This window comes from Bradyrhizobium sp. SMVTL-02 (genome assembly GCF_051853005.1).
Taxonomy (GTDB): Bacteria; Pseudomonadota; Alphaproteobacteria; order Rhizobiales; family Xanthobacteraceae; genus Bradyrhizobium.
This window is the reverse complement of the sequence record NZ_CP182469.1, coordinates 3,023,708-3,044,110: the sequence shown is the minus strand read 5'-3', so window position 1 is coordinate 3,044,110 and position 20,403 is coordinate 3,023,708. Positions and strand designations below refer to the sequence as shown.

Below are 20,403 nucleotides of genomic sequence, written 5' to 3'. Positions count from 1 at the left end.
GCTCAACCCGCTCAATACCGCGACCGCGGCCTTGCATGCTTGTTTTGTTACGGATCGCCACCGCGAATGACATCTGCGTTCGCATGACAACTCTACCCTAGTTGCGCGATCTAGTGAAAATATCGGCGAATGGCTACAATAATCTTCGGCCGCTACAGGCATTCAGGCGTGTGCACGAAGCGGCCGGGCCACTGAACACCGTCAACTTGCGCCCTAACTTTTATCACTTCCACTCCTATACGCGCGTTTGCTCAAGAGACTTGGCTGGCGCATATCGAGGCAAGCGACGTTGGCTATGCCGCCGGATTTTTCAATTGCAGCGACACGCCACAATAAAGGATGATCGTGCTCCTCGTACGAACGACGTCGCGAATCGCATACAGATATTCCCATTATGGATTTTCCGGCTAGCTAAGCTAGAGCCGAGCGTACACGATCTGCAATGGTTTCTGCTGAAAGTCCAGCCGCCTCGAGGAGCATCTCACGATCGCCCGCGCTGGTGATCTTGCCAGTTGGCTCCGGGATTGCAAGTCCAAGGACCGGAGGTCTGTCCCGAACGAGCGAGAGTGACGCTAACACCTCTGCATGCAGACCGCCACGAAGAATGTGCTCCTCAACGGTAACAAAGAGCCGAGCCCCATTTGCGAGTTCTCGCGCGAACGCGTCATCGAAGGGCTTGATGCAAGGTACGCTCAGAACGCCAACCGTGAGATCTTCGGTGGCGAGGCTGTCGGCGGCGGCCAAACAAGCAGAAGCGATCGGCCCGCTCGCAAAGATCATAACATCTCGGCCTTGCCGCAGCACGCTTGGTCTGCATAAATCACTTGGCGGACTTGAATGCAGCAGTGGCTCACCGGCGCGCGAAAGCCGAAGGTAGGAAGGCCGACCACTTTTAGCGATGACCTGCGTGGCGATGCGCGCCTCGATGGGATCACAGGGCACGAATATTTCCATGCCAGGCAAAGCCGACATGATAGCGACATCTTCGATCGCGTGATGTGTGTAGCCTTGGCTGCCGTAGGCAAAGCCGGCACCGACGGCGACGACCTTGACGTCTGCACCGTGATAGCAGATATCGTTCCGAATTTGCTCGAGGCAGCGCAAGGTCGGGAAGTTACCGATCGAATAGATGAAAACCGTGTTTCCACTCAGTGCAATTCCGGCAGCGACACCTGCCATGTTCTGCTCCGCGACCCCGATATTGAGGTATCTATCAGGAAAACGCGCAGCAAATGGCTCCAGCACCGAGTACCCGAGGTCACCAGCGAGCAGCCAGATTTTCGGATTCTGCGCGGCCACATCCGCCAGGGTGGCGATAAAATTGTTTCTCATGCACCAATCTCAGCCAAGGCAGCTTTCAGCTGTTCATCGGACGGGGATTTGTAGTGCCATTCAAGCTTATCCTCCATGAACGATACACCCCGGCCTTTGATCGTATGGGCAATCAGGACGCGCGGCTTTCCCGGAATCGGTGGCGCCGCGAAAGTCTTCTCCAGCGCAACAATATCGTGGCCATCGACCTCCAATGTTTCCCAACCAAAAGCACGCCATTTGTCGGCGAACGGTTCGAGGTTCAGAACCTCAGATACTGTTCCGAAGCTTTGGATCTTATTGAAATCGACGATGGCGATCAGGTTATCGAGCTTGTGATGTGGCGAAAACAGGATCGCCTCCCAATTGGAGCCCTCGTCGCACTCCCCGTCGCTGAGTAGACAATATATGCGATTCTTCATTCCGGCAGACTTTGCCGCAATCGCCATGCCCACCGCGATAGGCAGACCATGGCCGAGCGAGCCCGTCGAAACTTCGACGCCTGGGACCGCATGGCTGACATGGCCCGTGAGAGCGGAGCCGTTTTCACAATAGCTATCCAAATCCGAAACCGGGATATAGCCGCGCTCGGCCAGCGCCGCGTAGATAATCGCCGCGGCATGGCCCTTGCTCAGGATGAAACGATCGCGCTCGGGCAGCAGCGGTTGCAGAGGATCGATACGCATGATGCGCGTATAGAGGACCGCCAAAATATCGGCCATCGAAAGGCAGCTGCCGATATGGGAAGATCGCGCCTTGAAGACCATGCGCAATGCATGGGCTCGAATGCGGCGAGCAAAATCATGCGGATCAATTTCGGTGGTGCGCATTGTACCACGTCACGGTTTCGGAAAGACCCTCCTGAAGTCCGATCTGCGGTCGCCAACCGAGGGCTTCGAGGCGACTGACGTCAGCCTGTAGTATCATGACCTGATCCGGGCGATAGGGAATATCGCCAAAGCCAAGATCCGCGTTCGGGTTGACCAGATCCCGAAGCGCCGTGACGGTTTCGCGCAAGGATGGGGCATCGCAGCTCCCCAGGTTGAAAACTCCCTCGGCATCATCTCGGGTTATCGTCAGTCGGAAGGCCGAGGCGACATCGCGCACGTGCAGAAACCCCCAGCGCTGCTCGCACTGGGTCAGCGACATCCGCCTTCCCTCCCGGAGCGTCTTTATCATGCTCGGAATGAGCCAGTCCGGTGCGTCCTTCGGTCCGTAGGTCGAGAAGATTCGAAGCCAGGCGAACCGCGCGCCGCCTTCGGCACAGAGCTGCCCCGCCATCGCCCCTGCTGCGAGCTTGGCGCGCCCATAGAGGGTGGTGGGACCGGGAACGTCGCTCTCGCGGATGCTGCGCGAATAGGGGCCGTATTCTGCCTGCGACCCGGCGCCGACAAATATCCTGGCGCCAGCCTTCATGCTGAGCGCGGCCAGATCGAGCGTGTCCGGAATATTGTGGGCCTGGATTGCGCTGTTACGATCGGCGTTGCCGACACCGCGCCAGGCCAGATGGGCGACGGCATCTGGCTGAAACGCGGTGAGCGGCCCGCGCAGGGTTTCAATGTCGTCGAGATCACCGGTGATCGTGGTCAGACGCGAGAGTTGCTCCGAAATACGCCATGGATCCCCGCGGGAGCGGAGCAGTACCGCGACCTGGTGGCCATGCTCGAGCAGTTCGGCCACCAGATAAGACCCAACAAACCCACTCGCGCCAGTCACAAATATTCGCATGGCTGCGCTCCGCTAAATCCGGCTTAGCAGCGCACACTAGCTCTTGCAGCCGAGAGCACCGTGTGGATCTGATCCAGGCTTACCGCTTTCATGTCAGCGCCACGCTGCTCAGCCTTATACCACTCAACGGTCAAAGAGAGGGCCTGCTCCAGACGTAGCATTGCGGCCCACCCGAGCTCGTGCGTAGCTTTGGAACTGTCAAGCTTCAAGTAAGTAGCCTCATGCGGATGTTCACTGACATCGCGCGTCCAGCTCGCGCCCTCGCCCCAAGCCCGCACCAATTCCTGAACGATATTTTCGACCGGGACTTCGCTCGCCGCGCAGGGCCCGAAATTCCATGCCCCCGCGAAGCGATCGCCTTCCTTTACCAGCCGTTCGGCGAGCAGAAGATACCCGAGAACCGGGTCAAGCACATGTTGCCAGGGGCGAACTGCACCCGGGTGACGAATAGCAAGGGGCAAGCCGGTTGAAAACGCCCTGACTGCATCGGGAACGAGTCGATCCTGAGCCCAATCGCCACCTCCGATCACATTGCCGGCCCGCGCCGTTGCCACAAGCGCCACCCGCTCGCCGCGAAAGAAGCAGCGGCGGTACGAGTCAGCCACCAGCTCCGTACAAGCCTTACTATTGCTGTAGGGATCGTGACCGCCGAGATGATCCCCCTCTCGATAACCCGACGACCAGTTCACGTTCTCATAGACCTTGTCGCTGGTAACGACGACCACCGCCTTGACGGTCGGTTGCTGGCGCACGGCCTCAAGCAGGTGGACCGTCCCCATCACATTGGTGGCGTAAGTTTCGACAGGCGCGACATAGGATCGTCGCACAAGCGCTTGAGCCGCCATGTGAATGACCACGGACGGCTCCGCCTCGCCCAGTGAGGTCCTCAAGCTGTCGTATTCTCGGATGTCTCCCAGATGATGGTGAACGTCATCGGCGATCCTCGCCGCAACGAAGATCCCGCGGTCGTGCTCCGGCGGCAACGAGAAGCCAGAGACCTCGGCGCCCATTGATTTCAGAACGAGCGCCATCCATGCGCCTTTGAAACCGGTGTGCCCGGTTAAAAATACGCGCCGATCTCGCCAAAAGCTGGGCTCAATCACCACGTTCTCCACTTCGCCCGACCGCTTGCCCACTCCTCCTCGAGGAAGGTCTTGTCGCGTAGGGTGTCCATCGGGTGCCAAAATCCGTGATGCGAAAACGCACGTAGTTGATCCTGCGAGGCCAGGGCTTCCATCGGCTCCCGCTCCCAAACGGTCTTGTCGTCAGCAATCAACTCGCCCACCGAAGGGGACAGCAAAAAGAAACCACCATTAATCCATCCACCATCGTCGTCCGGCTTTTCTCTGAAACTAGCGACCCGATCGCCCTCGATCGCAATCGCGCCGAAACGTTTGGCCGGCCTCACCGCGGTCACAGTCGCCTTGCGGCCGTGCCTCCTGTGAAACTCCAGTTCCGCAGCAATATTGATGTCCGCAACGCCGTCCCCATACGTCAGGGCGAACACGTCGTCATCACCGACATAAGGCAGCGCCCGTTTGAGCCGGCCTCCGGTCATGGTTTCTTGGCCCGTGTCAACCAACGTCACGCGCCATGACTCGGCGGTCTCGCGGTGCACCTCCATCCGATTTTCGGCTAAATGGAAAGTCACATCCGACATGTGAAGAAAGTAGTTAGCGAAATATTCCTTGATCACATAGCCCTTATAGCCCAGACAAACGACAAAATCCGTCAGTCCATAATGGCTGTAGATTTTCATGATATGCCATAGGATCGGACGGCCGCCGATTTCAACCATCGGCTTAGGCTTGATCGTGGTCTCTTCCGAAATGCGAGTACCCAATCCGCCCGCAAGAATGATGACCTTCATGATCTTCCCAAAAGAGGCAGGAGAGCGCAATCAGTCTGCAAAAGCTGGCATTCCACAGCTCTGAGCTCTAGAGGACACAACGCTTTATTGCAACAGCGGCGCCATCGTTTGCACCGGAGTATTGCGCCCTGGCAACCGCCACGATTGGCGACACTGATCGATACGGCGCCTTGAACAGGGGGCGTCTATGCGCCGCGCTCGACCCGCTCGCGAGCACCGTCGAGGTTGCAGGGTGTTTGCGGCCATCGTACCATGGATCGACGACAAGCTAAACTTTCCCATTGAACTTTCCCCATGGGGATCGACATGAGCGCCACTCCTGTTGAGGAATTCAAGCCCATCCCGATCCGGCGGAACGCCGGCATGGTGGGCCGGTTGGCCTTCGCTGCGCGCATGGTGGTGGACCTGCAACTACTCACCTGCAAGCGATTCCTCATGCCGCATCTAATGGTGATGAAAGGCAGCGTGCTGGACGTCGGCTGTGGCGAGATGCCCTTTCGCAGCCTGCTACCGGAAGCCGCGCGTTACACGGGACTTGACGTGCCAGCCGCCAACGATTTCGGCATGGGCCGCCATCCCGAGATAGTGGAATTCAACGGCGTCACTATCCCTTTTCCGGACGCCAGTCAGGACCACATTCTCTGCACCGAGGTCCTGGAACATGTTGAGGATCCGCCGGCGTTGATCGCCGAGATGCATCGTGTGCTGCGGCCGGGCGGCACGCTTGTCGCCACGGTGCCCTTTGCGGCCCGCGTGCATCACGCACCCTATGACTATCACCGTTTCACCCGCTATCGCCTCGTGCAGATGTTTCCGGGCTTCGAAGGACTAGCGGTCGAAGAGCGCGGCGACGATGTAGCGGTGATCGCGAACAAGCTCGTCGTCGTCTGCATGCGATTGGCAAAGCCCACCCGGCCATGGCTTCTGCCGTTGCTACTGGTGTCAGGCCCGGTCGCCATGCTGGCGGTTGGCTTGGCGCATCTTTCACTTCGCTTCGGGTGGGGGTCGAAGAACGATCCGCTCGGCTACGGCATCTTCGCACGGAAAGTTTGATTCTCATGTCCCGAACGGCTCTGCAGGACGAGCGTGGCTTCAACCAGGTTTTTAAGCCGGTGGGCTCCACGCCGCTGCGGATGCGCCGACGGGGCGACTGGTTTGTAACGCAGATCGAGCGGCTCGGAGCTCGGCGCGTGCTCGAGATCGGCAGCGGCACGGGCGACACCGCGGCTTATCTGGCCACGCACAGCAAAGCGGAGATCGTCGCGGTCGATATGAGCGAGAGATTCGTGGCCGAGGCACGTGCGCGTCACGCGGCTACCAATCTTCGCTATGAACTGTTCGATGTATTGGGGGATACGCCGCTTGCCTTTGGCCATTTCGACATGGTTTGTGGTAACGGCATTTTGCATCACCTGATACGACGATTGCCCGACGTACTACGAGCGCTGCACGGCTTAACCAGCTCCAACGGCGGCCTCGCCTTTATCGAACCAAACTTTCTTAACCCTTATTGCGCCCTCATCTTCGGGACGAAGTTTGGCCGCCGCTGGGCCAAGCTAGAGCCGGACGAAATGGCCTTCACACCAGGTGAATTGCGCAGCGTGCTGCCGGCGGCGGGCTGGCGCGCGGTGGAGGTGATCACGCGCGATTTCCTTCTGCCCGGCCTACCCGAGATGTTCATCAAACCAAGCATTGCGATCGAGCCTGTGCTTGAGGCCTCGGCCGCCACGCGCTGGCTTGCACAGTCTCACTTCATCACTGCACAGGCCTGATTTATGGCACGCATCACAATCGTCTCTCCTTGTTACAACGAGGAGGAAAATGTCGAAACCTGTTACCAGGCTGTGTTGGCCCTCTTCGCGCCGGACGGACCACTCGCGCATCACGAGCGTGAACACATCTTCTCCGACAACGCGTCAGAGGATGCTACGGTCGAAATCCTTCGCCGCATTGCGAGCACCGATCGATCCGTGAAGGTGATCCTGAATGCACGAAATTTCGGGCCTTTCCGCTCGAACTTCAACGCGCTGCGGTATGCGACAGGTAATGCGATTCTCGTCTTTCTGCCGGTCGACCTGCAGGACCCGCCGGAGGTCGTTCCCGAGATGGTGCGCCATTGGGAAACTGGCATCGAGGTCGTAGCTGGCGCGCGCGTCAATCGCGAAGAGACCTGGACGCTGCGCACGTGCCGGCGCATCTTCTACCGCATTGTCAACATGCTCTCTGATTTCGAAATTCCGGAGAACGTGGGTGAGTTCCAACTTATCGATCGTAAGGTATGGGAGGTAGTGGTCAGCCATCGCGATCAATACCCTTATATCCGCGGCATCATCGCCTCCGCCGGCTTTCGGCGGCTGATTATCCCCTACACCTGGAAGGCACGGAAACTCGGCATCTCGAAAAACAATGCGGTGCGCCTGATTGATCAAGCGATGAATGGTATCTTCTCCTTTACCAATGCGCCGATGCGCTTTTGCAGTTTCCTAGGGTTCGGCGTTGCCACCCTCGCGCTCCTCTATGCGCTCTTCATTTTCCTGCTTGCATTGGTGACTCAGAAGGAGGCCCCTGCCGGCACGCAGACCATCATCATTGCTCTTTTCTTCTTCTCGGGTGTCCAACTGATGTTCATTGGCATGATGGGCGAGTACATAACCGCGATACATTCGCAGGTACGCCGCGGGCCGATGGTAGTTGAGCGCGAGCGTATCAATCTCGATCCGCCGGCACCGCCGACCGACGCCACTCGATGACCGGAGGGAGCGAGAGCGAGATAATTCACCGCAACACGACTACATACAAGGTCTCGATTCGAGACCTTTAATTTTTGGAGGTACATGGCGCGCATGGATATTCGCGAAGAATCTCCGGCAATAAAACTCCGGTTGAGCTCGCTCCGATGATACATTCACGGAAACCTGCTTACACCAGAACAATGGCCTCGATATTCCATTCGGGGTCGAACATTCGTCGGCCGTCCTGGCCAGATCCGGTTCATTGTGGAAGGCCCCCGGGGCTTCCGCCTCGCCGCAATTGTCGTGCTCTGTCAGCGTTCTTGGCGCCCTTCCGGTGCGATGAAGAAATTCAGATGCGTTCAGCGCTTCTACATTCGGGGCGCGTCATCGTTTCACGCCAATACCAATAATGAATGTCATCGGGGACGTTCGCTGCTACGACGCGCGCGTTACCGGCGCTGTCCACGGCATGTATCGTTACCCCGCCAATCAATCCCTCGTTTAGAGCGGCCAGGTCGTTAACGGCATTCTCAACCGCCTCATGCACGCCCTTTCCCAACGCCAACTGGGTCACAACGTAGCGCGCTATTCCGGCCCGCATTGCCATTTCGCCTGTGTGGGTGCATCCGCACCAGCCAAACCGGCTATCGACATAAAAGCCCGCGCCAGGAACTGGAGCATCACCCAGCCGTCCGGGATGCTTCCACGGCCAGCCAGACGTGCTACTGGCAGACGAGAGTCCCTGCCCGTCCGATGCAACCATGATGATCGTATCAAATGCTTCCTTCCGAGGCGCCGTGATGTGCGCGACTAAATCAAGGAGCCGAGAGTGGTGACGGTCCAGCAAAGGTTTAACGTCCTGTTCCCACTTTTTAAATTGGGCCGGGGCCAACGTTGGTTCGGATTTCAAGCCGCAGTCAAATGCGAAGCGTTCGGCGCCAGGTCCGACCAGTAACGTGTGCAGTCGCGCGTCCATAAGACGGCGGGCAATTTTGATGGGAAGCAATTTCTGGACTGCCGCGACGGCGCCAACCGAGCGGTTGTTACCGTCCATGAACGACGCATCGAGCTCCATTACGCCCAAAATGTTGGGAGCTCCACCATATCCTACAGCCTCAATGCTTTCGTCCTCTTCGAGCTCCCGAAGGCAATTTTCGAGCACATCATGTCGGTGTTTCAGCGCCAACAGGTCCTGCGCTGCTTGCTCTATGCCATTGGGGATCTCGCAATTGCGCAACAAGAATTTCAATTGTGCCTCCGCTCGAGATTCCGGTGCCATACTCATCCCTCGAGAATTTGCAGCCGGCAGCAAGCCTGCTTCGATTCTGATTCATCCTCCCATTTCAGCAATCATCCTTCGAACCACGAGGGCCTGCACCGGACCGGCTCGCCCGCGAGGTCGGTCTCGAACACGAGCCCACAAATAAGTGGAGAGAAGCCCCCGGTTCAAGCCGGCCCCGCGCCACCCCTTCAAACCCCAGTCGTTCGCTCTCCACCCCCTGCATTAACCCATTCGAGTTAACCCATTCGAGTTTTTACCACAAAGCATCCGCGCTTTCCGCAGCGCTACGCCCGCCTTCAAATCTTCGAAGAACCTTTCGCGGGCGTGAGCGCTGTTAATCGCGGCATCTGACAGCCAATCGGATATCAACGTCCGCGATGCGGGTCCCACCTCCTGATGACTATTATCTTGAGGCCTTTGATGCGGTGGAGTAGGCTTTGTGCATTCACGAAGCTTTTTCTTGAGAATTGAATAAGTGCTTCAAATAGGCGTCTTTTACATGCGCCACCCGATCGACACCGCCCCAAGGGATGGGAAATTCGTCATTCTTGAGGATGACGTAAGCGGACGCTTCGAGTTTGGTCGGTGGTCAGCAGAGGGGCGCGGGTGGGTTAGGGAAAATGGCGAGCCAAGCGAGATTACGCCGACGCATTGGCAAGCAATGCATCTCCCAGAGGAAGGTGATGAATTTATCCTGCAAGATGAGTTTATTCCGCCAAAGGAAACTGGATCGATCGCCCCCCCAGCGTCGCTAGGGCCCCGCTCCTTTTGTTTCCCCTCGGGCCTAGCCGAACGCGCGAGGGTGACGGAATTAACTCGTCTGGTTACGAACGCCGACCCGGTCACTGGCGTCCTGGTTGAAGCGCGGGCCACGCAGAGCAAACAGGAGCGCGGACGGACCGCGCGGCGCGCCACCTCCTCGATCGCCGCGGTGATGGTCGGGGCGTCGCTCATCGGCTGGTATTTCCACGCCGAGCTCGCCGCCTATGTGACGCGATACATTGGTGAGCAGGATAACGTCCCGGCTGCCACAGCTGGCGTGGCGGCCGTCAAGCTAGAGACCAAGATCCCAAGCCAGGGCCTTCAAAAAGCCGATTCATCGGCGCGGGATCTGGCTCTTCATCAGCAAGCCGACCGAGCGATCTCACAGTCACAGGGGGATACTGCGCAGGATAAGCAAGGTGCGGTGGCAATGCAGTCGGAAGTGCAGCAGACTTTTGAAAAGGAGCGGCGCCGCACAGATGCCCTAGCAAATGAACTGGCAAGCGCGCAGCAGATCATTGAGATGCAGGTAGCGCAGGCGAACAAGACGCGCGATCAGGCGACGCAGCTCAGTCAGGCCGCGGAGATCGGGATGGCGGAGCTGCAACAGTCGCTGCAGAAGGAACGCGACAGAGCCGAGACGCTGACTGCCGAGCTTTCGAGAACGCGGCGCGACCTCGAGACCCAGCTTGCGCTGTCAAGCAAGGCCGGCGACGAGGCGGTGCAGGCGAAGAAGGCCGCCGAGAGCGCGGCGGCGGAGCTGCGACAGTCGCTGCAGAAGGAACGCGACAGAGCCGAGACGCTGACTGCCGAGCTTTCGAGAACGCGGCGCGACCTCGAGGCCCAGCTGGCGCTGTCAAGCAAGGCCGGTGACGAGGCGGTGCAGGCGAAGAAGGTCGCCGAGAGCGCGACGGCGGAGCTGCGACAGTCTCTGCAGAAAGAGCACGATAGGGCCGAGGCACTGACGAACGAGCTCGCGAGAACGCGACGCGACCTCGAGACCCAGCTGGCGCTGTCAAGCAAGGCCGGTGACGAGGCGGTGCAGGCGAAGAAGGCCGCCGAGAGCGCGACGGCGGAGCTGCGACAGTCTCTTCAGAAAGAGCACGATAGGGCCGAGGCACTGACGAACGAGCTCGCGAGGACACGGCGGGACCTTGAGAGCCGGCTGGCGCTGTCAAGCAAAGCCGGTGACGAAGCGGTGCAGGTGAAGAAGGCCGCCATGAGCGCGACGGCGGAGCTGCAACAGTCTCCCAACAAGGAGCGCGACCGCGCTGAGGCGTCGGCACCCGGGCGCGAACCGACGCAGCCCATGATCGGGGCGCGAATCGAACGTGCGTCGAACAGCCAGATCGCCCAGGTGAGTCAAGCCGCGGAGGCGATTGCGACAGAGCAGCCAGCGGTCGGTGAAGCCGCGCAAGGCAGTCCGGAAGCGGCCAGGTTGCTGGCCCGCGCCAGCGCCCTGCTCGGCCAAGGGGATATCGGCGCAGCGCGGATCGTGCTCGAGCACGCTGTCGAGACGGGTAGCGCACAGGCGAGCTTCATGCTTGCGGAGACATATGATCCCCTCGTTCTTTCCGCGTGGAAGACCCACGGAACGCGCGGCGATGTGACGAAGGCGCGCGCGCTATATGCAAAGGCACTTGCCGGCGGGATCCGGCAGGCCAAGGATCGATCTGTCGCGTTGCATTAGGGGGCGGATGGTGCTCGTCATTGTTCGAGCGCGGGTTCGCTGAACTCATCAGAAAAATCTGGTCTGCGGACGTGGTCGGTCGGGGTCGTTGTGATGCGCCTGCAAGAGCTCACTTTTGAGGAATGGCTTGAGCATGCGTTTGGACACGAAGTTCGCTTTCAGCAGGCCCCTTGGTATTTCGATCCCGATCACGATTGGTGGGATCCACGGCCAGCTCAGGCCATTGCCTATTTCACTCGGCTATTCGAAGACCCAGCGCCGGCACTGAAAGGATTCGCTGATCGCCAAATCGCTCAAGGCCTGACTTACCTTGTCAACACGATGGCATCCGGCGACAGCCGATGGTTTTGCTCGACCGAAGTGCCGGTTCGGGAGCGCCTCCGCAGTGTCGAGGCGATCGTGCCGTTTTTTGAGCGACTGTTTAAACCGCGCTGCACCCCGCATCTCTCACACCTGAGCGAGGTCGATGCCGGGACGCTCAACGGCGTCTGCTATATGTGGTGGGATGCCTTTCCATCTCTCGCGTTTGCCGGCGATCCAAACTTGCCAACCATCCATGACTGCGCGCTGAGCACTATGGAGCGCACCCTTCACCTTGATTCTCTCGCCTGCCAGGAGAGCGCCCTGCACGGGCTAGGGCATTGGCAGTCAGGACACCAAGAAAGGGTGGCCAAGATCATCGACGAGTTCTGCGCGCCCGATGCGAAAATTGATGCCAGGCTCTTGGCGTATGCCAAATCTGCCCGGTGCGGATGCGTTCTTTGATGTCTCGTGTATGTTCAGGGAGGAGGATCAAAACGTCGAGCCCGCCTCCTCGCCTTGTCTCTTTCGGCATCGCGACGGTAGCGGTTTTGCGACCGCAAGCAGCCGGCGTCGAACTCCACTCGGCAGCGAGCGATGTCGGCTTCAGCGGGTCTCCATCGGGCTGTCCGGAGCCAAACTGGTTGCACCAGACGAGCGTGTGCCCCGCGTTGAGATCGACATTCTTGCGCGCCGTAAATTTTGACAAGGTGTCCCAGCTGCGCGGTAACGGTCATAACCGCGGCCCATATCTATTTACCATCGATCGAAATGTGTCTGTCGGTCGGTTCAGCCTCAACGATGCTCTTGCCTACGGGCGGTGGAAATTAAGCATAAGTGGCATCCTGCTTCTCGCAAATTGCCGCGTTTTCCCGGTAGGATGAAGTGCGCTCGGACGGGCGCCATGGCGGACGGCTCCGGCGCTCTTAATCCTTCTGGCGCCGGGGCCGTCTCACTGCGATCTCCGGCTAAGGTTCTGCAATGGTTGGCGGGTCGTAGGCGGGCTAGCCCGGTCTGGTGATCATCCTCTCTCATGGACACGGCCCTTCTGAGGCCGAACGTTCTGGACCGCGTTCTTGTGCAAGCTCGCTCGGCGCAGGCTTCGTGGCGTCAAGCTCGTGATCTCCGATGCGCATGAGGGCATCAAGGCAGCCGTCAGCAAGGTGCTCAACACCGCATGAAGTGGACACACGGAAGCGCTGCCAGGCCCATCGTCTCCACCTTCATCGCCACCGCCTTTGCCCAGGACGATGCCGAAGCGGCCAGGGCTCAGTGGCGCAACGTCGCCGACCAGCTCCGTCCCAAATTGCTAGAGCTGGCCGCCTTCATGGATGAGGCCGAGCCCGACGTGCTCGCCTATGAGCTTCCCGCCTCAGCACCACGCCAAACCTGCATTCGACGGATGAGATGGACAAGCGATTTTTTTATGACCGTGCCCCGATGACGATTGCGGGCATCGCGTCCATTCTTTCGTTTGGCCGCCGCGGGCCATTCTTCCGTCCCGGCCACCGATCAAGCAGCTGCCGCGCGCAGGGTCGGTCAAGGCTGGCCGCATTTGCGGCCACCGCACGGCTTGGCCTTGACCGGCCCGAGCACGGCGGCATGCTGGTGTGGAACGGGACAGCATTCCTGGCTGGCACTTGCCGTCACCGGCGGTTATGGTTGTCGGGCGCGGGCGACCTCGTGGCGAAGCGTGACGCGTCGGCTGCAAGCGTTACCGGACTGCCTATTTTGTCCTGCCGAACTGAGGCGCCCGCGCGCCGGGTTTTGGCCGCCGCGGTTTCCATTGCGACACCAATCGTTCGTAGCTTCGCTCCGCCTGGGCGCCAATCAACATCTCACGGTCGCGCAGCGCCTTGATGTTGCAGGCATGGGCTGGTCCGCGCCGGCTGCCCTTCTGTTGCCGATGTCCAGCTTGAAATTGCATCGCGCGGGTCTTGTTGGCGACCAGCGCCGGGCGCGCCTACAGCTAATCCTCGCCCTTCGTCAGCAAATGCCAGCAGAGCACCGTGAGCTTGCGAGCCACGGCCACCGCGGCGACTTGATGGCCACGCCGGGCGCGGATCCGGATAGGATCGTGACGGCCCCAGTGAAGACATCTCTCATCGGGAGCGCATACGAGCGCAGAACTGACGACGATGAACTATCGAAGGTGACAGCTGGTCAAGGAAAGCAGGCCGTCGCCGAAATCGGAACTACGAACGTTTTGAATCCCACGTCCATCGAGTAGCTGACGGACGCACTCACGGAGTTGCCGCAGGCGGCTGAGGTATAAGTGAAGGTCGGCGATACGTTCGGTCCCAGATAACGGCTGCGGGTATAAGCGATGGTCGACGCAGCATCCGCGCATATGGTGGTTTTTACGGAAGCGCAGCGCGCACCGTCTTCCACCGCAAAGTGAAGGCTTCCAACCAAAAAAAGAGCAAAACACAGCCCGATCGTGCCGATCACCAGCAGAATGAACACCGGCGCGACCATTGCGAATTCTACCGCTGTCGTGCCGTCCTGGTTCAGGCGCATGGACTTGAGATTGCGCACGATCAACCTAATCTCAACATAGCTGTTCGGTTAATGGGTGTAGGGAAAGTGCTCGCGACACTAAGGCCCGCAAACAATGATTTGTAGGTGAACGTCGTTTGTACCTGGATGTAATCGCCGGGCTGCAATGCCGGCGTGCCGGCGGCTGTGCAATCGGCGGGCTTCGAAGAGACATCACCCACATATTGCAGCGCACTGGATGCATTGATGCAATAGTATCCCTCGGACGGTGAGCCAGTTACCAGTGTAACGCTCGTACCCAGCGAAGTGCTCTGTAGCGCTTGTTGCATGGCGGCCAACAGGCCGGGACAGTTGGTCGTTGCAGGCAAATTGGAGCTGCAAGTCTTCAACGCGGCTTGTGCCGCAACCTGGGTTGCGTTCTCGACCTGCATTCGCTGGTAGATGTAGATCGAAACGTCGGCGACGTTCGCGAGCGTGGCCGACAGAAAGATGGCAAAGATGCCAAACTCGATGGCGGCCACACCACGCTGATCGGCGGATATTGCGTTCGTTTTACTGACGAGCTTGGAGACCAAGCCTTCCGACAGCCAATATCGTGCGCGTGTTGCTTGCTTCATAGCACCAGCACTGCTCCGCCGGGGATCTTAGCCGTCGGCATTGTCAAGCCCGCTTGTCCGCATTGCCCGATGTCCGTCTTCAGAACCCCACCGGTTCCGCTGATTTGAAAGTTATCGGCAACCATGACGAGGCATGATTTGCCGAACGTCGATTTATCGATGGCGCCCTTTAGCGTCAGGCTGGCGTGCGGCATATAAACCAGCCCGGTGACGTTCCACGTCGGACTGTTTCCCGCCGCAGAAACGTCGACGCCGGTCGTTAGGCTAGGGTCCTGATAAATTGCGACGCCCTTCCACGTGCCGGTGGTCGGAGGGGTGATATCGAGAACGCCGCCGGATCCATTTGTATTGTCCGTTGGAGCGTGCATGTAGCTGCCGTTAGTGCCGGAAAAAACCAGTGTGACCGCTGAGCCGCTTGAAGTGGTGAGTGTGTGCCCATTGAGATCGAGCTGACCGTTTTCAATGATCAGGACGGCTGGCTGACCCAGCGGCGTATTGATGGTCACATCGCCAGTGAGCAGTTGATCCCCGCACAGGAAATTATTGCCCGCCGACAGGTTTAGAGTGCCCGTCCGCTGATTGCTCGCGGCGACCGTGTAGCTATTCCCGTGCTTCGATTCCTGCGGGTAGTTTCCGGCACAACCGCTGGAGCTAAGCGCTGGAATATTGCTCGCGAGATAAGCGTAGGGATCCGCTAACGCCGGGCTCGACATCTGTTTGGCGCCGCAGCCATTGTTGGACCCGACGGCAAAGCTGATGCCCAGCCCCAGATTGGATCCGTTGCATTGGGCTGCCGTATTCGACATGGAGTCGCAGCCATTCATATTGGCGGTGGGCGTCCCGTTGGTGCGGATACCCTGAGGGGCCCCACTGCTCGCGAGCGCCAACAGGCAAACCTCCTGCGGCACAGTGGTTTGCTTGGCGACGGCAGCAGCACTTAATTTCTTTTCGAGAGTGCCGTTAAAATTCGCGTCGCCTTGAAAGCCCACAATCTGAGACAACAGCAGCGGCGTATAGCCGGAAATTGTCACACTGTAACAGCTGTTGCCCCCGCCAGGGCAGGCGGCGGTATTGGTGACTGCGACGCTGACGTTACTAACTCCATTCACGAAGCCATACTGCGCCGCCACTGCTCTGGCTTCGACATCATAGTTCGCCCCGTTGTTGATCGCGGCGGCAACCGTGGCCGCGTCGGCCGCGTTTTGCATGTTCCGAGTAATAAGATACCAGTTCGAAACCTCGAAGCCGATGGCTAGGAAGCCGACCAGCGGGACGAGCAAAAAGCCCATCATCACACTCACCGCACCCGTTTCATCCGTGCGCAGGCGAAGCAATGGATTTACGACGGAACAAAGGATCATAAAATTCTCCTGATCGTCCGCGGTAGAAAGTTGTTCGTTTACGTCGAAAGTTTCAAAGGTAGCCTAAGGAATATGGTGAAGGTCTAATGAAAACCGGACATCCATTCGCGCCTAGACACGACGCGATCCTGACATCGGCTTGCGACCTGACGCACCTCGTCCCACATCAGCTTCGCACGGCCGAATAGATGCGCCGCCTCGCTGCGCGTGGTTTCAATGAGCATAGCGATCCTAACGTCGTTCTAGTTTCGCTCAGTTTGGTCTGCCCGATGATCAACCGGATGCAACTGTTCGCGATTCGCGTGGAACCACAGTGCTCGAAGGGCCCGGGGATATGAATGGCAGCAAGGGGGCGATTTGGCCCCCGGCGTCGGGCGAACTCGACTCCATCGTGCGTTGGGGCAACCGCTGATAGTTGCTACAGCAAGTGGATTGGTCTCGACGCCGTAGGCGGAGGTGACGGCAGAGCGAGAGACACGTTGTTGTCGGTGTCGCTGACCACTGGTCCTCGACTATCTCCGCAATTGCCGCTGTTGCGAGCGGAACGGGCCGGGCGCGTCGTCTGCCTCAGTGCGTCAGCTCCAGCTTCCGCATTTTGGTGCAGTAGCCACCCCCAGTTCGCTACTGGTCCGGCGCTCGTCAAATTCGAGATTGGGGCCGCTTTCGCGGCCGAACGGGAGCAACAGTCGACCAACGACCGTCTCCCGCTCGACCATGCTGCTTCCGTCCGGTTCGTCCGCTCAGTCTTGCCCGGCTTTGCCAAGAGATCGTCGTTGCATCAAGGAGATTAGGCGCGCCAGGCGGTTCACGCGGCGAACGTTGTCGCTGAAGCGGGCTGCGGGACTACGGTGTCGAATGTGGAAAACAATCTTTCGAAGGCGACCGAACATGATGTCCCCGCAACATGAAGAGCTTGCAGCCGGCCGGCGAGTAACCGGCGCGCCGACGTGGTGATGTCAAATGCTAAGGGTGCCGAAATTTCCATTCATTGCGCTGCCCCGAATGTTGAATTGCGGCTTAAAACGAAATTCACGCGTAGCTTAAATGGGATTTAACCGCGAAAATATGTCACGGACGTAACTTGCCCACAAGCGCGTGGCAGTCACGGCTCATCGAAGAGGCGTGAACTCGATCCAGGTTAAAACACGACAGGTGAAGGCACTTGGCGTGGTCCGCCGGTGCACCTCGCCTTCTAGATTTACCGATCGCCAGCCGAAGAGATCCTGACGTGGAAGCCTTTTGCCTCAATGGCGCGGATCAGCTGTTCGAGGCTCATCTCGTCCGGCCGCAGCGAGAGCTGGTCCGAAGGGCCTTGATCCTGAGTCTTCACAAGGTGAACACCGTCCTCGAGAAACTCAGAGCTGACGTTAAGCGCCTTTGCCACGGCTTTTATCGTAGCGGGCTTGGGCACCCTGCCCCGCTTCTCCCAATGCCAAATCGCGGGGGGAGTTACGTCAATCCGCCTGGCCAGCTCGGTGATGGTCATCGACCGCTCTTCCCGCAGCTGTTTCAAGCGCGAACCGAAGTTGGCAATCGGTTTGTTTTTTAATTTAGGCACCTGTAACTTCCATTGCATGTGCGAGAATCAGCGTTAACGACCACAAGTCCGTAAGATTACGGTCTCGGTCGTTTTCAAGTCAATCATCGATTTGGGTTTTCGCCTGCGGAAGCCCGTGCAGTTTGTAACAATCCCGTGCAATCGGTCAGCCCCACCGCCCTCTTCGATTCCGTTCAACCGGCAAGGCATGTAAGGCCTGAGCCAGAACTGGCGGGTCTCATGTCACGCCAGGGTCGAGCGCGGAGCGGCCATTCGCAGCCGCGGCGTTATGAACGCGTAACGCTGAGTGAGCGCCGAGGGAAAGGACGGCCAGTTACGGCCCTGTAATGCCTCGGCGGCGTTAAGTTAACAGGCAAGGCTCGCCCCGTCGCTCCTTCACTCGATTGATCAGTGATCGCTCCAATGTCACTATGCGCCGGATTTGGCAGGATAAGGGTTTGGCCGGACGCGCTTTTCCTCGTCGCGGGACACGGCCGGGCAGAGGGGATCGCGTGACCATTTGGCGGCGTTTTGTATGTCGGCTGCGGCCCGGGCTGTTGCTGTCGGCCGGGGCGCTTTTTGCTCTTGCGGTCCCTGGCGTCGCGCAGACGGCCGGGCCACGTCCGGCAGCAGAGCAAGGTCCGGAGGCGCCCAAACGCATCGAGCATCGTCAGCCTTTAATCGACCTCCTCGCACACATGTCCGGCAAGTGCACGACGCTGAAGATCGCGGGTCGCAGCTATGCCTGCAAGGCCGTTGCCTACGCCCATAACGAAACCGGACGTGTGAGCTTCGCAGTGGCTATCGAGGACCCGGCGGACGACGGCCACGTCGTGTCTTTCTCCGGCGAAAGAGGAAAGCGCTTCGACGACAATTCCTACGAGCTTCCGATCGATCGGATGCTCCTGAATTCCAAGCACCGGCCGAGGCTCCATGGGCTGCCGGTGCCCGCGGAGGAGGCATCGACGGGCATTTGCCGCCAGGTCGGCAACTTTGCCGCGCGGCGGGTCTCGAGCGTCACCTGCACCGCGACGGACTCGCGGGGACAGAGCTACGAGCTGCTGTTCGTGTCGGACGGCTCTCCCGTCGGCGTTCGGCGCGTGAGGCAGTCGGCCGCCTCGATCGACGACCCGTTTAATAGTCCTACGGCCAAATAGTCCTGGAGCGACGCAGGCGGTTTTTCGCGCCGCCTTCCGCGCCAGAGTTTGGCCTCCGCCAGTCAGGCGCGTTCAGCAGCAATTCGAGGAATTGCCCCTGAGCCGGGCACACGCATCGGAATTGGAAGCCCGCCACTGAAACCACGGCTGACGGGCTGCGTCCCGTCCCTGCCCTTCCGAACGCGCGGCGCCTATTTCTGCCGGAAGGAGTGATTGAAGGACATGATCAGCGGCCCAACCAGATATTCAAACGCCGTGCGCTGGACGGTCGGGATCATGACGGTTGCCGGCATGCCCGGGTAGAGCTTGATGTTCGGCATGGCCGCAAGCTCACCCTGATCAATTCGCACGAAGGCCGTGTAGTATGGGTTGTTGCTCTTGGGATCGGTCAGACGATCTGCCGAGACCTGGATGACGTCACCATGAATGATCGGCACGATCCGCTGCTTGTAAGCCGTGAGGTGAACTTCCGCGCGCGTGTTGGGATGCACGTCGCTGATGTCCTCGACCGCCACCTGCGCTTCGATCGTCAGCCCGTCCTGCTCCGGGACGATGTCCAGGATCTTGTCGCCGCGCTGTATGACCCCGCCGACTGAAAAGACGTTGAGGCCGACCACCTGGCCGCTATAGGGCGCGCGGATCTCCATGCGCCCCAAGACCGCCTTGGCGTTCATGGCTTTCGGGATGACCTCCAGAATCTTGGCTTGCGTGTCCCGAAGGTCCCTGGTCACGTCGGTCATTCGATCATTGTCGAGTTGCGCCATTTGCTGCTCCTGCTCGGCAATGGCCTGGCGCGCTTTGGCAATGCTGGCGTTGGAATCCGCGATCTGACCTTCGAGGCCGTAGGCGGTACGCTGCAGCTGCAGAATACGCGGGCGCGCGATCAGGCCCCGCTCGACGAGAGGCGCGATATCCTTCGCCTCGCTGTGAACGGAATTGATCTGGTCGGTAAATGACTTCACTTGTGCCTGGGCGCCGACGATCTGCGAGCCGAGCTGGTTGATCTTCTCGCGGATGACGCTGCGCTGTCCCTCCAGCGCGGCTCGGCGGCTCTCGAACTGACTGACCTGCCCGTTCCAGACGCTCTTGAGATAGGGATCCTCGGAACGCGCCTTCAGATCCGATGGCATCACGAGCTCGGAGCCGTGATCAAGCTCGGTCAGGAGCCGAACCTCGGTGGCGCGAAGCACGGCCCATTGCTGCGTCAGCACTTCGTATTCGGCGCGCGCCTGGGTCTCATCCAGCACGATCAGCAGGTCACCTGAGCGGACCCTGTCGCCCTCCCTGACCCGCAGCTCCTTCACGATGCCACCGTCAAGGTGCTGGACGCTCTTGCGATTGCCCTCGACCTTGACGACCGCGGTTGCAACGACGGCGCCGTTGAGCGGCGCGGTCAGCGCCCACGCACCGATCCCGCCGAAGAATACGGCAACAATGATCCAGCCGGCGAGAGAGATGTGCCTGATCGAGTCGCTGGGCGGCCCGGCGAAAAGACCGGTCCGGCTGCCGGCAGCGGCGAGAGTCTTGGGTGTTCCGTCTAGAATGGCCATTGGGCGA

Annotated in this window: 17 protein-coding genes and 1 pseudogene; 7 read left to right on the top strand and 11 right to left on the bottom strand. The window is 59.5% G+C overall.

All coding sequences use genetic code 11. The features are described from left to right. Nucleotides 1-411 precede the first annotated feature (411 nt). The 5 genes from ACNJYB_RS14145 to rfbF all read right to left on the bottom strand — a co-directional run bounded on the left by ACNJYB_RS14145 (nucleotide 412) and on the right by rfbF (nucleotide 4,909). Entirely contained in the window at nucleotides 412-1,332 is a 921-nt protein-coding gene (locus tag ACNJYB_RS14145; RefSeq protein WP_439374523.1) for a transketolase family protein, read from the bottom strand. Further along, nucleotides 1,329-2,141, bottom strand: a complete 813-nt coding sequence (locus ACNJYB_RS14140; protein ID WP_439374522.1) for a transketolase — start codon at nucleotides 2,139-2,141, stop codon at nucleotides 1,329-1,331. Before ACNJYB_RS14140 ends, ACNJYB_RS14145 begins: the two co-directional genes overlap by 4 nt. Then, complete coding sequence (locus ACNJYB_RS14135; protein WP_439374520.1) at nucleotides 2,122-2,991, bottom strand: NAD-dependent epimerase/dehydratase family protein; 870 nt, start codon at nucleotides 2,989-2,991, stop codon at nucleotides 2,122-2,124. The genes ACNJYB_RS14140 and ACNJYB_RS14135 overlap by 20 nt, the downstream gene beginning before the upstream one ends. 71 nt (nucleotides 2,992-3,062) lie before the next feature. Continuing rightward, nucleotides 3,063-4,142 carry a CDP-glucose 4,6-dehydratase gene (rfbG, locus tag ACNJYB_RS14130; RefSeq protein WP_439374519.1) on the bottom strand — a complete coding sequence of 360 codons (1,080 nt, stop codon included), beginning with the start codon at nucleotides 4,140-4,142 and terminating at the stop codon, nucleotides 3,063-3,065. Continuing rightward, complete coding sequence (gene rfbF, locus ACNJYB_RS14125; protein ID WP_439374518.1) at nucleotides 4,139-4,909, bottom strand: glucose-1-phosphate cytidylyltransferase; 771 nt, start codon at nucleotides 4,907-4,909, stop codon at nucleotides 4,139-4,141. The genes rfbG and rfbF overlap by 4 nt, the downstream gene beginning before the upstream one ends. A 294-nt stretch (nucleotides 4,910-5,203) precedes the next feature. Between rfbF and ACNJYB_RS14120 the strand changes: the two genes are divergently transcribed. The 3 genes from ACNJYB_RS14120 to ACNJYB_RS14110 are packed head-to-tail and all read left to right on the top strand — an operon-like array spanning nucleotide 5,204 to nucleotide 7,659. Further along, nucleotides 5,204-5,962 carry a class I SAM-dependent methyltransferase gene (locus ACNJYB_RS14120; RefSeq protein WP_439374517.1) on the top strand — a complete coding sequence of 253 codons (759 nt, stop codon included), beginning with the start codon at nucleotides 5,204-5,206 and terminating at the stop codon, nucleotides 5,960-5,962. A 5-nt stretch (nucleotides 5,963-5,967) separates the two neighbouring features. Next, a complete protein-coding gene (locus ACNJYB_RS14115) occupies nucleotides 5,968-6,681 on the top strand; it encodes a class I SAM-dependent methyltransferase (RefSeq protein ID WP_439374516.1) in 714 nt (237 codons plus the stop codon). 3 nt (nucleotides 6,682-6,684) lie between these two features. Continuing rightward, complete coding sequence (locus ACNJYB_RS14110; RefSeq protein WP_439374515.1) at nucleotides 6,685-7,659, top strand: glycosyltransferase family 2 protein; 975 nt, start codon at nucleotides 6,685-6,687, stop codon at nucleotides 7,657-7,659. Between the two features lie 331 nt (nucleotides 7,660-7,990). Here ACNJYB_RS14110 and ACNJYB_RS14105 read toward each other — a convergent pair whose 3' ends face one another. After that, entirely contained in the window at nucleotides 7,991-8,890 is a 900-nt protein-coding gene (locus tag ACNJYB_RS14105; protein WP_439374514.1) for an isoaspartyl peptidase/L-asparaginase, read from the bottom strand. Between the two features lie 835 nt (nucleotides 8,891-9,725). On the opposite strand from ACNJYB_RS14105, the gene ACNJYB_RS14100 reads away from it, so the two are divergent. The 3 genes and pseudogenes from ACNJYB_RS14100 to ACNJYB_RS14090 form a co-directional block, all read left to right on the top strand. Then, complete coding sequence (locus ACNJYB_RS14100; RefSeq protein WP_439374513.1) at nucleotides 9,726-11,375, top strand: hypothetical protein; 1,650 nt, start codon at nucleotides 9,726-9,728, stop codon at nucleotides 11,373-11,375. A 93-nt stretch (nucleotides 11,376-11,468) separates the two neighbouring features. Further along, complete coding sequence (locus ACNJYB_RS14095; protein ID WP_439374512.1) at nucleotides 11,469-12,140, top strand: hypothetical protein; 672 nt, start codon at nucleotides 11,469-11,471, stop codon at nucleotides 12,138-12,140. A 576-nt stretch (nucleotides 12,141-12,716) separates the two neighbouring features. Then, nucleotides 12,717-13,091 (top strand): annotated as a pseudogene (locus ACNJYB_RS14090) (transposase); the annotation flags it as partial. A gap of 747 nt (nucleotides 13,092-13,838) precedes the next feature. Here the strand turns inward: ACNJYB_RS14090 and ACNJYB_RS14085 are convergent. The 4 genes from ACNJYB_RS14085 to ACNJYB_RS14070 form a co-directional block, all read right to left on the bottom strand. After that, nucleotides 13,839-14,213 (bottom strand): TadE/TadG family type IV pilus assembly protein, encoded by a 375-nt coding sequence (locus tag ACNJYB_RS14085; protein ID WP_439375550.1) that lies wholly within the window; start codon nucleotides 14,211-14,213, stop codon nucleotides 13,839-13,841. 2 nt (nucleotides 14,214-14,215) lie between these two features. Beyond that, entirely contained in the window at nucleotides 14,216-14,791 is a 576-nt protein-coding gene (locus tag ACNJYB_RS14080; RefSeq protein ID WP_439374511.1) for a TadE/TadG family type IV pilus assembly protein, read from the bottom strand. After that, nucleotides 14,788-16,152, bottom strand: a complete 1,365-nt coding sequence (locus tag ACNJYB_RS14075) for a TadE/TadG family type IV pilus assembly protein (protein ID WP_439374510.1) — start codon at nucleotides 16,150-16,152, stop codon at nucleotides 14,788-14,790. Before ACNJYB_RS14075 ends, ACNJYB_RS14080 begins: the two co-directional genes overlap by 4 nt. 1,198 nt (nucleotides 16,153-17,350) lie before the next feature. Then, entirely contained in the window at nucleotides 17,351-17,728 is a 378-nt protein-coding gene (locus ACNJYB_RS14070; RefSeq protein WP_439374509.1) for a helix-turn-helix domain-containing protein, read from the bottom strand. 473 nt (nucleotides 17,729-18,201) lie between these two features. Here ACNJYB_RS14070 and ACNJYB_RS14065 point away from each other — a divergent pair, with 473 nt between their 5' ends. After that, nucleotides 18,202-18,846: a hypothetical protein gene (locus ACNJYB_RS14065; protein WP_439374508.1), complete on the top strand. Its 645-nt coding sequence runs from the start codon at nucleotides 18,202-18,204 to the stop codon at nucleotides 18,844-18,846. Between the two features lie 191 nt (nucleotides 18,847-19,037). Here ACNJYB_RS14065 and ACNJYB_RS14060 read toward each other — a convergent pair whose 3' ends face one another. Further along, complete coding sequence (locus ACNJYB_RS14060) at nucleotides 19,038-20,396, bottom strand: HlyD family type I secretion periplasmic adaptor subunit (protein ID WP_439374507.1); 1,359 nt, start codon at nucleotides 20,394-20,396, stop codon at nucleotides 19,038-19,040. Nucleotides 20,397-20,403: the final 7 nt, after the last annotated feature.

Bases quoted from the DNA above. Each gene is read 5' to 3' on its own strand.
- ACNJYB_RS14075 (WP_439374510.1), bottom strand. From the start codon at position 16,152: ATGATCCTTTGTTCCGTCGTAAATCCATTGCTTCGCCTGCGCACGGAT.
- ACNJYB_RS14140 (WP_439374522.1), bottom strand. From the start codon at position 2,141: ATGCGCACCACCGAAATTGATCCGCATGATTTTGCTCGCCGCATTCGA.
- ACNJYB_RS14115 (WP_439374516.1), top strand. From the start codon at position 5,968: ATGTCCCGAACGGCTCTGCAGGACGAGCGTGGCTTCAACCAGGTTTTT.
- ACNJYB_RS14060 (WP_439374507.1), bottom strand. From the start codon at position 20,396: ATGGCCATTCTAGACGGAACACCCAAGACTCTCGCCGCTGCCGGCAGC.
- ACNJYB_RS14145 (WP_439374523.1), bottom strand. From the start codon at position 1,332: ATGAGAAACAATTTTATCGCCACCCTGGCGGATGTGGCCGCGCAGAAT.
- ACNJYB_RS14080 (WP_439374511.1), bottom strand. From the start codon at position 14,791: ATGAAGCAAGCAACACGCGCACGATATTGGCTGTCGGAAGGCTTGGTC.
- rfbF (WP_439374518.1), bottom strand. From the start codon at position 4,909: ATGAAGGTCATCATTCTTGCGGGCGGATTGGGTACTCGCATTTCGGAA.
- ACNJYB_RS14070 (WP_439374509.1), bottom strand. From the start codon at position 17,728: ATGCAATGGAAGTTACAGGTGCCTAAATTAAAAAACAAACCGATTGCC.
- ACNJYB_RS14095 (WP_439374512.1), top strand. From the start codon at position 11,469: ATGCGCCTGCAAGAGCTCACTTTTGAGGAATGGCTTGAGCATGCGTTT.
- ACNJYB_RS14110 (WP_439374515.1), top strand. From the start codon at position 6,685: ATGGCACGCATCACAATCGTCTCTCCTTGTTACAACGAGGAGGAAAAT.
- ACNJYB_RS14120 (WP_439374517.1), top strand. From the start codon at position 5,204: ATGGGGATCGACATGAGCGCCACTCCTGTTGAGGAATTCAAGCCCATC.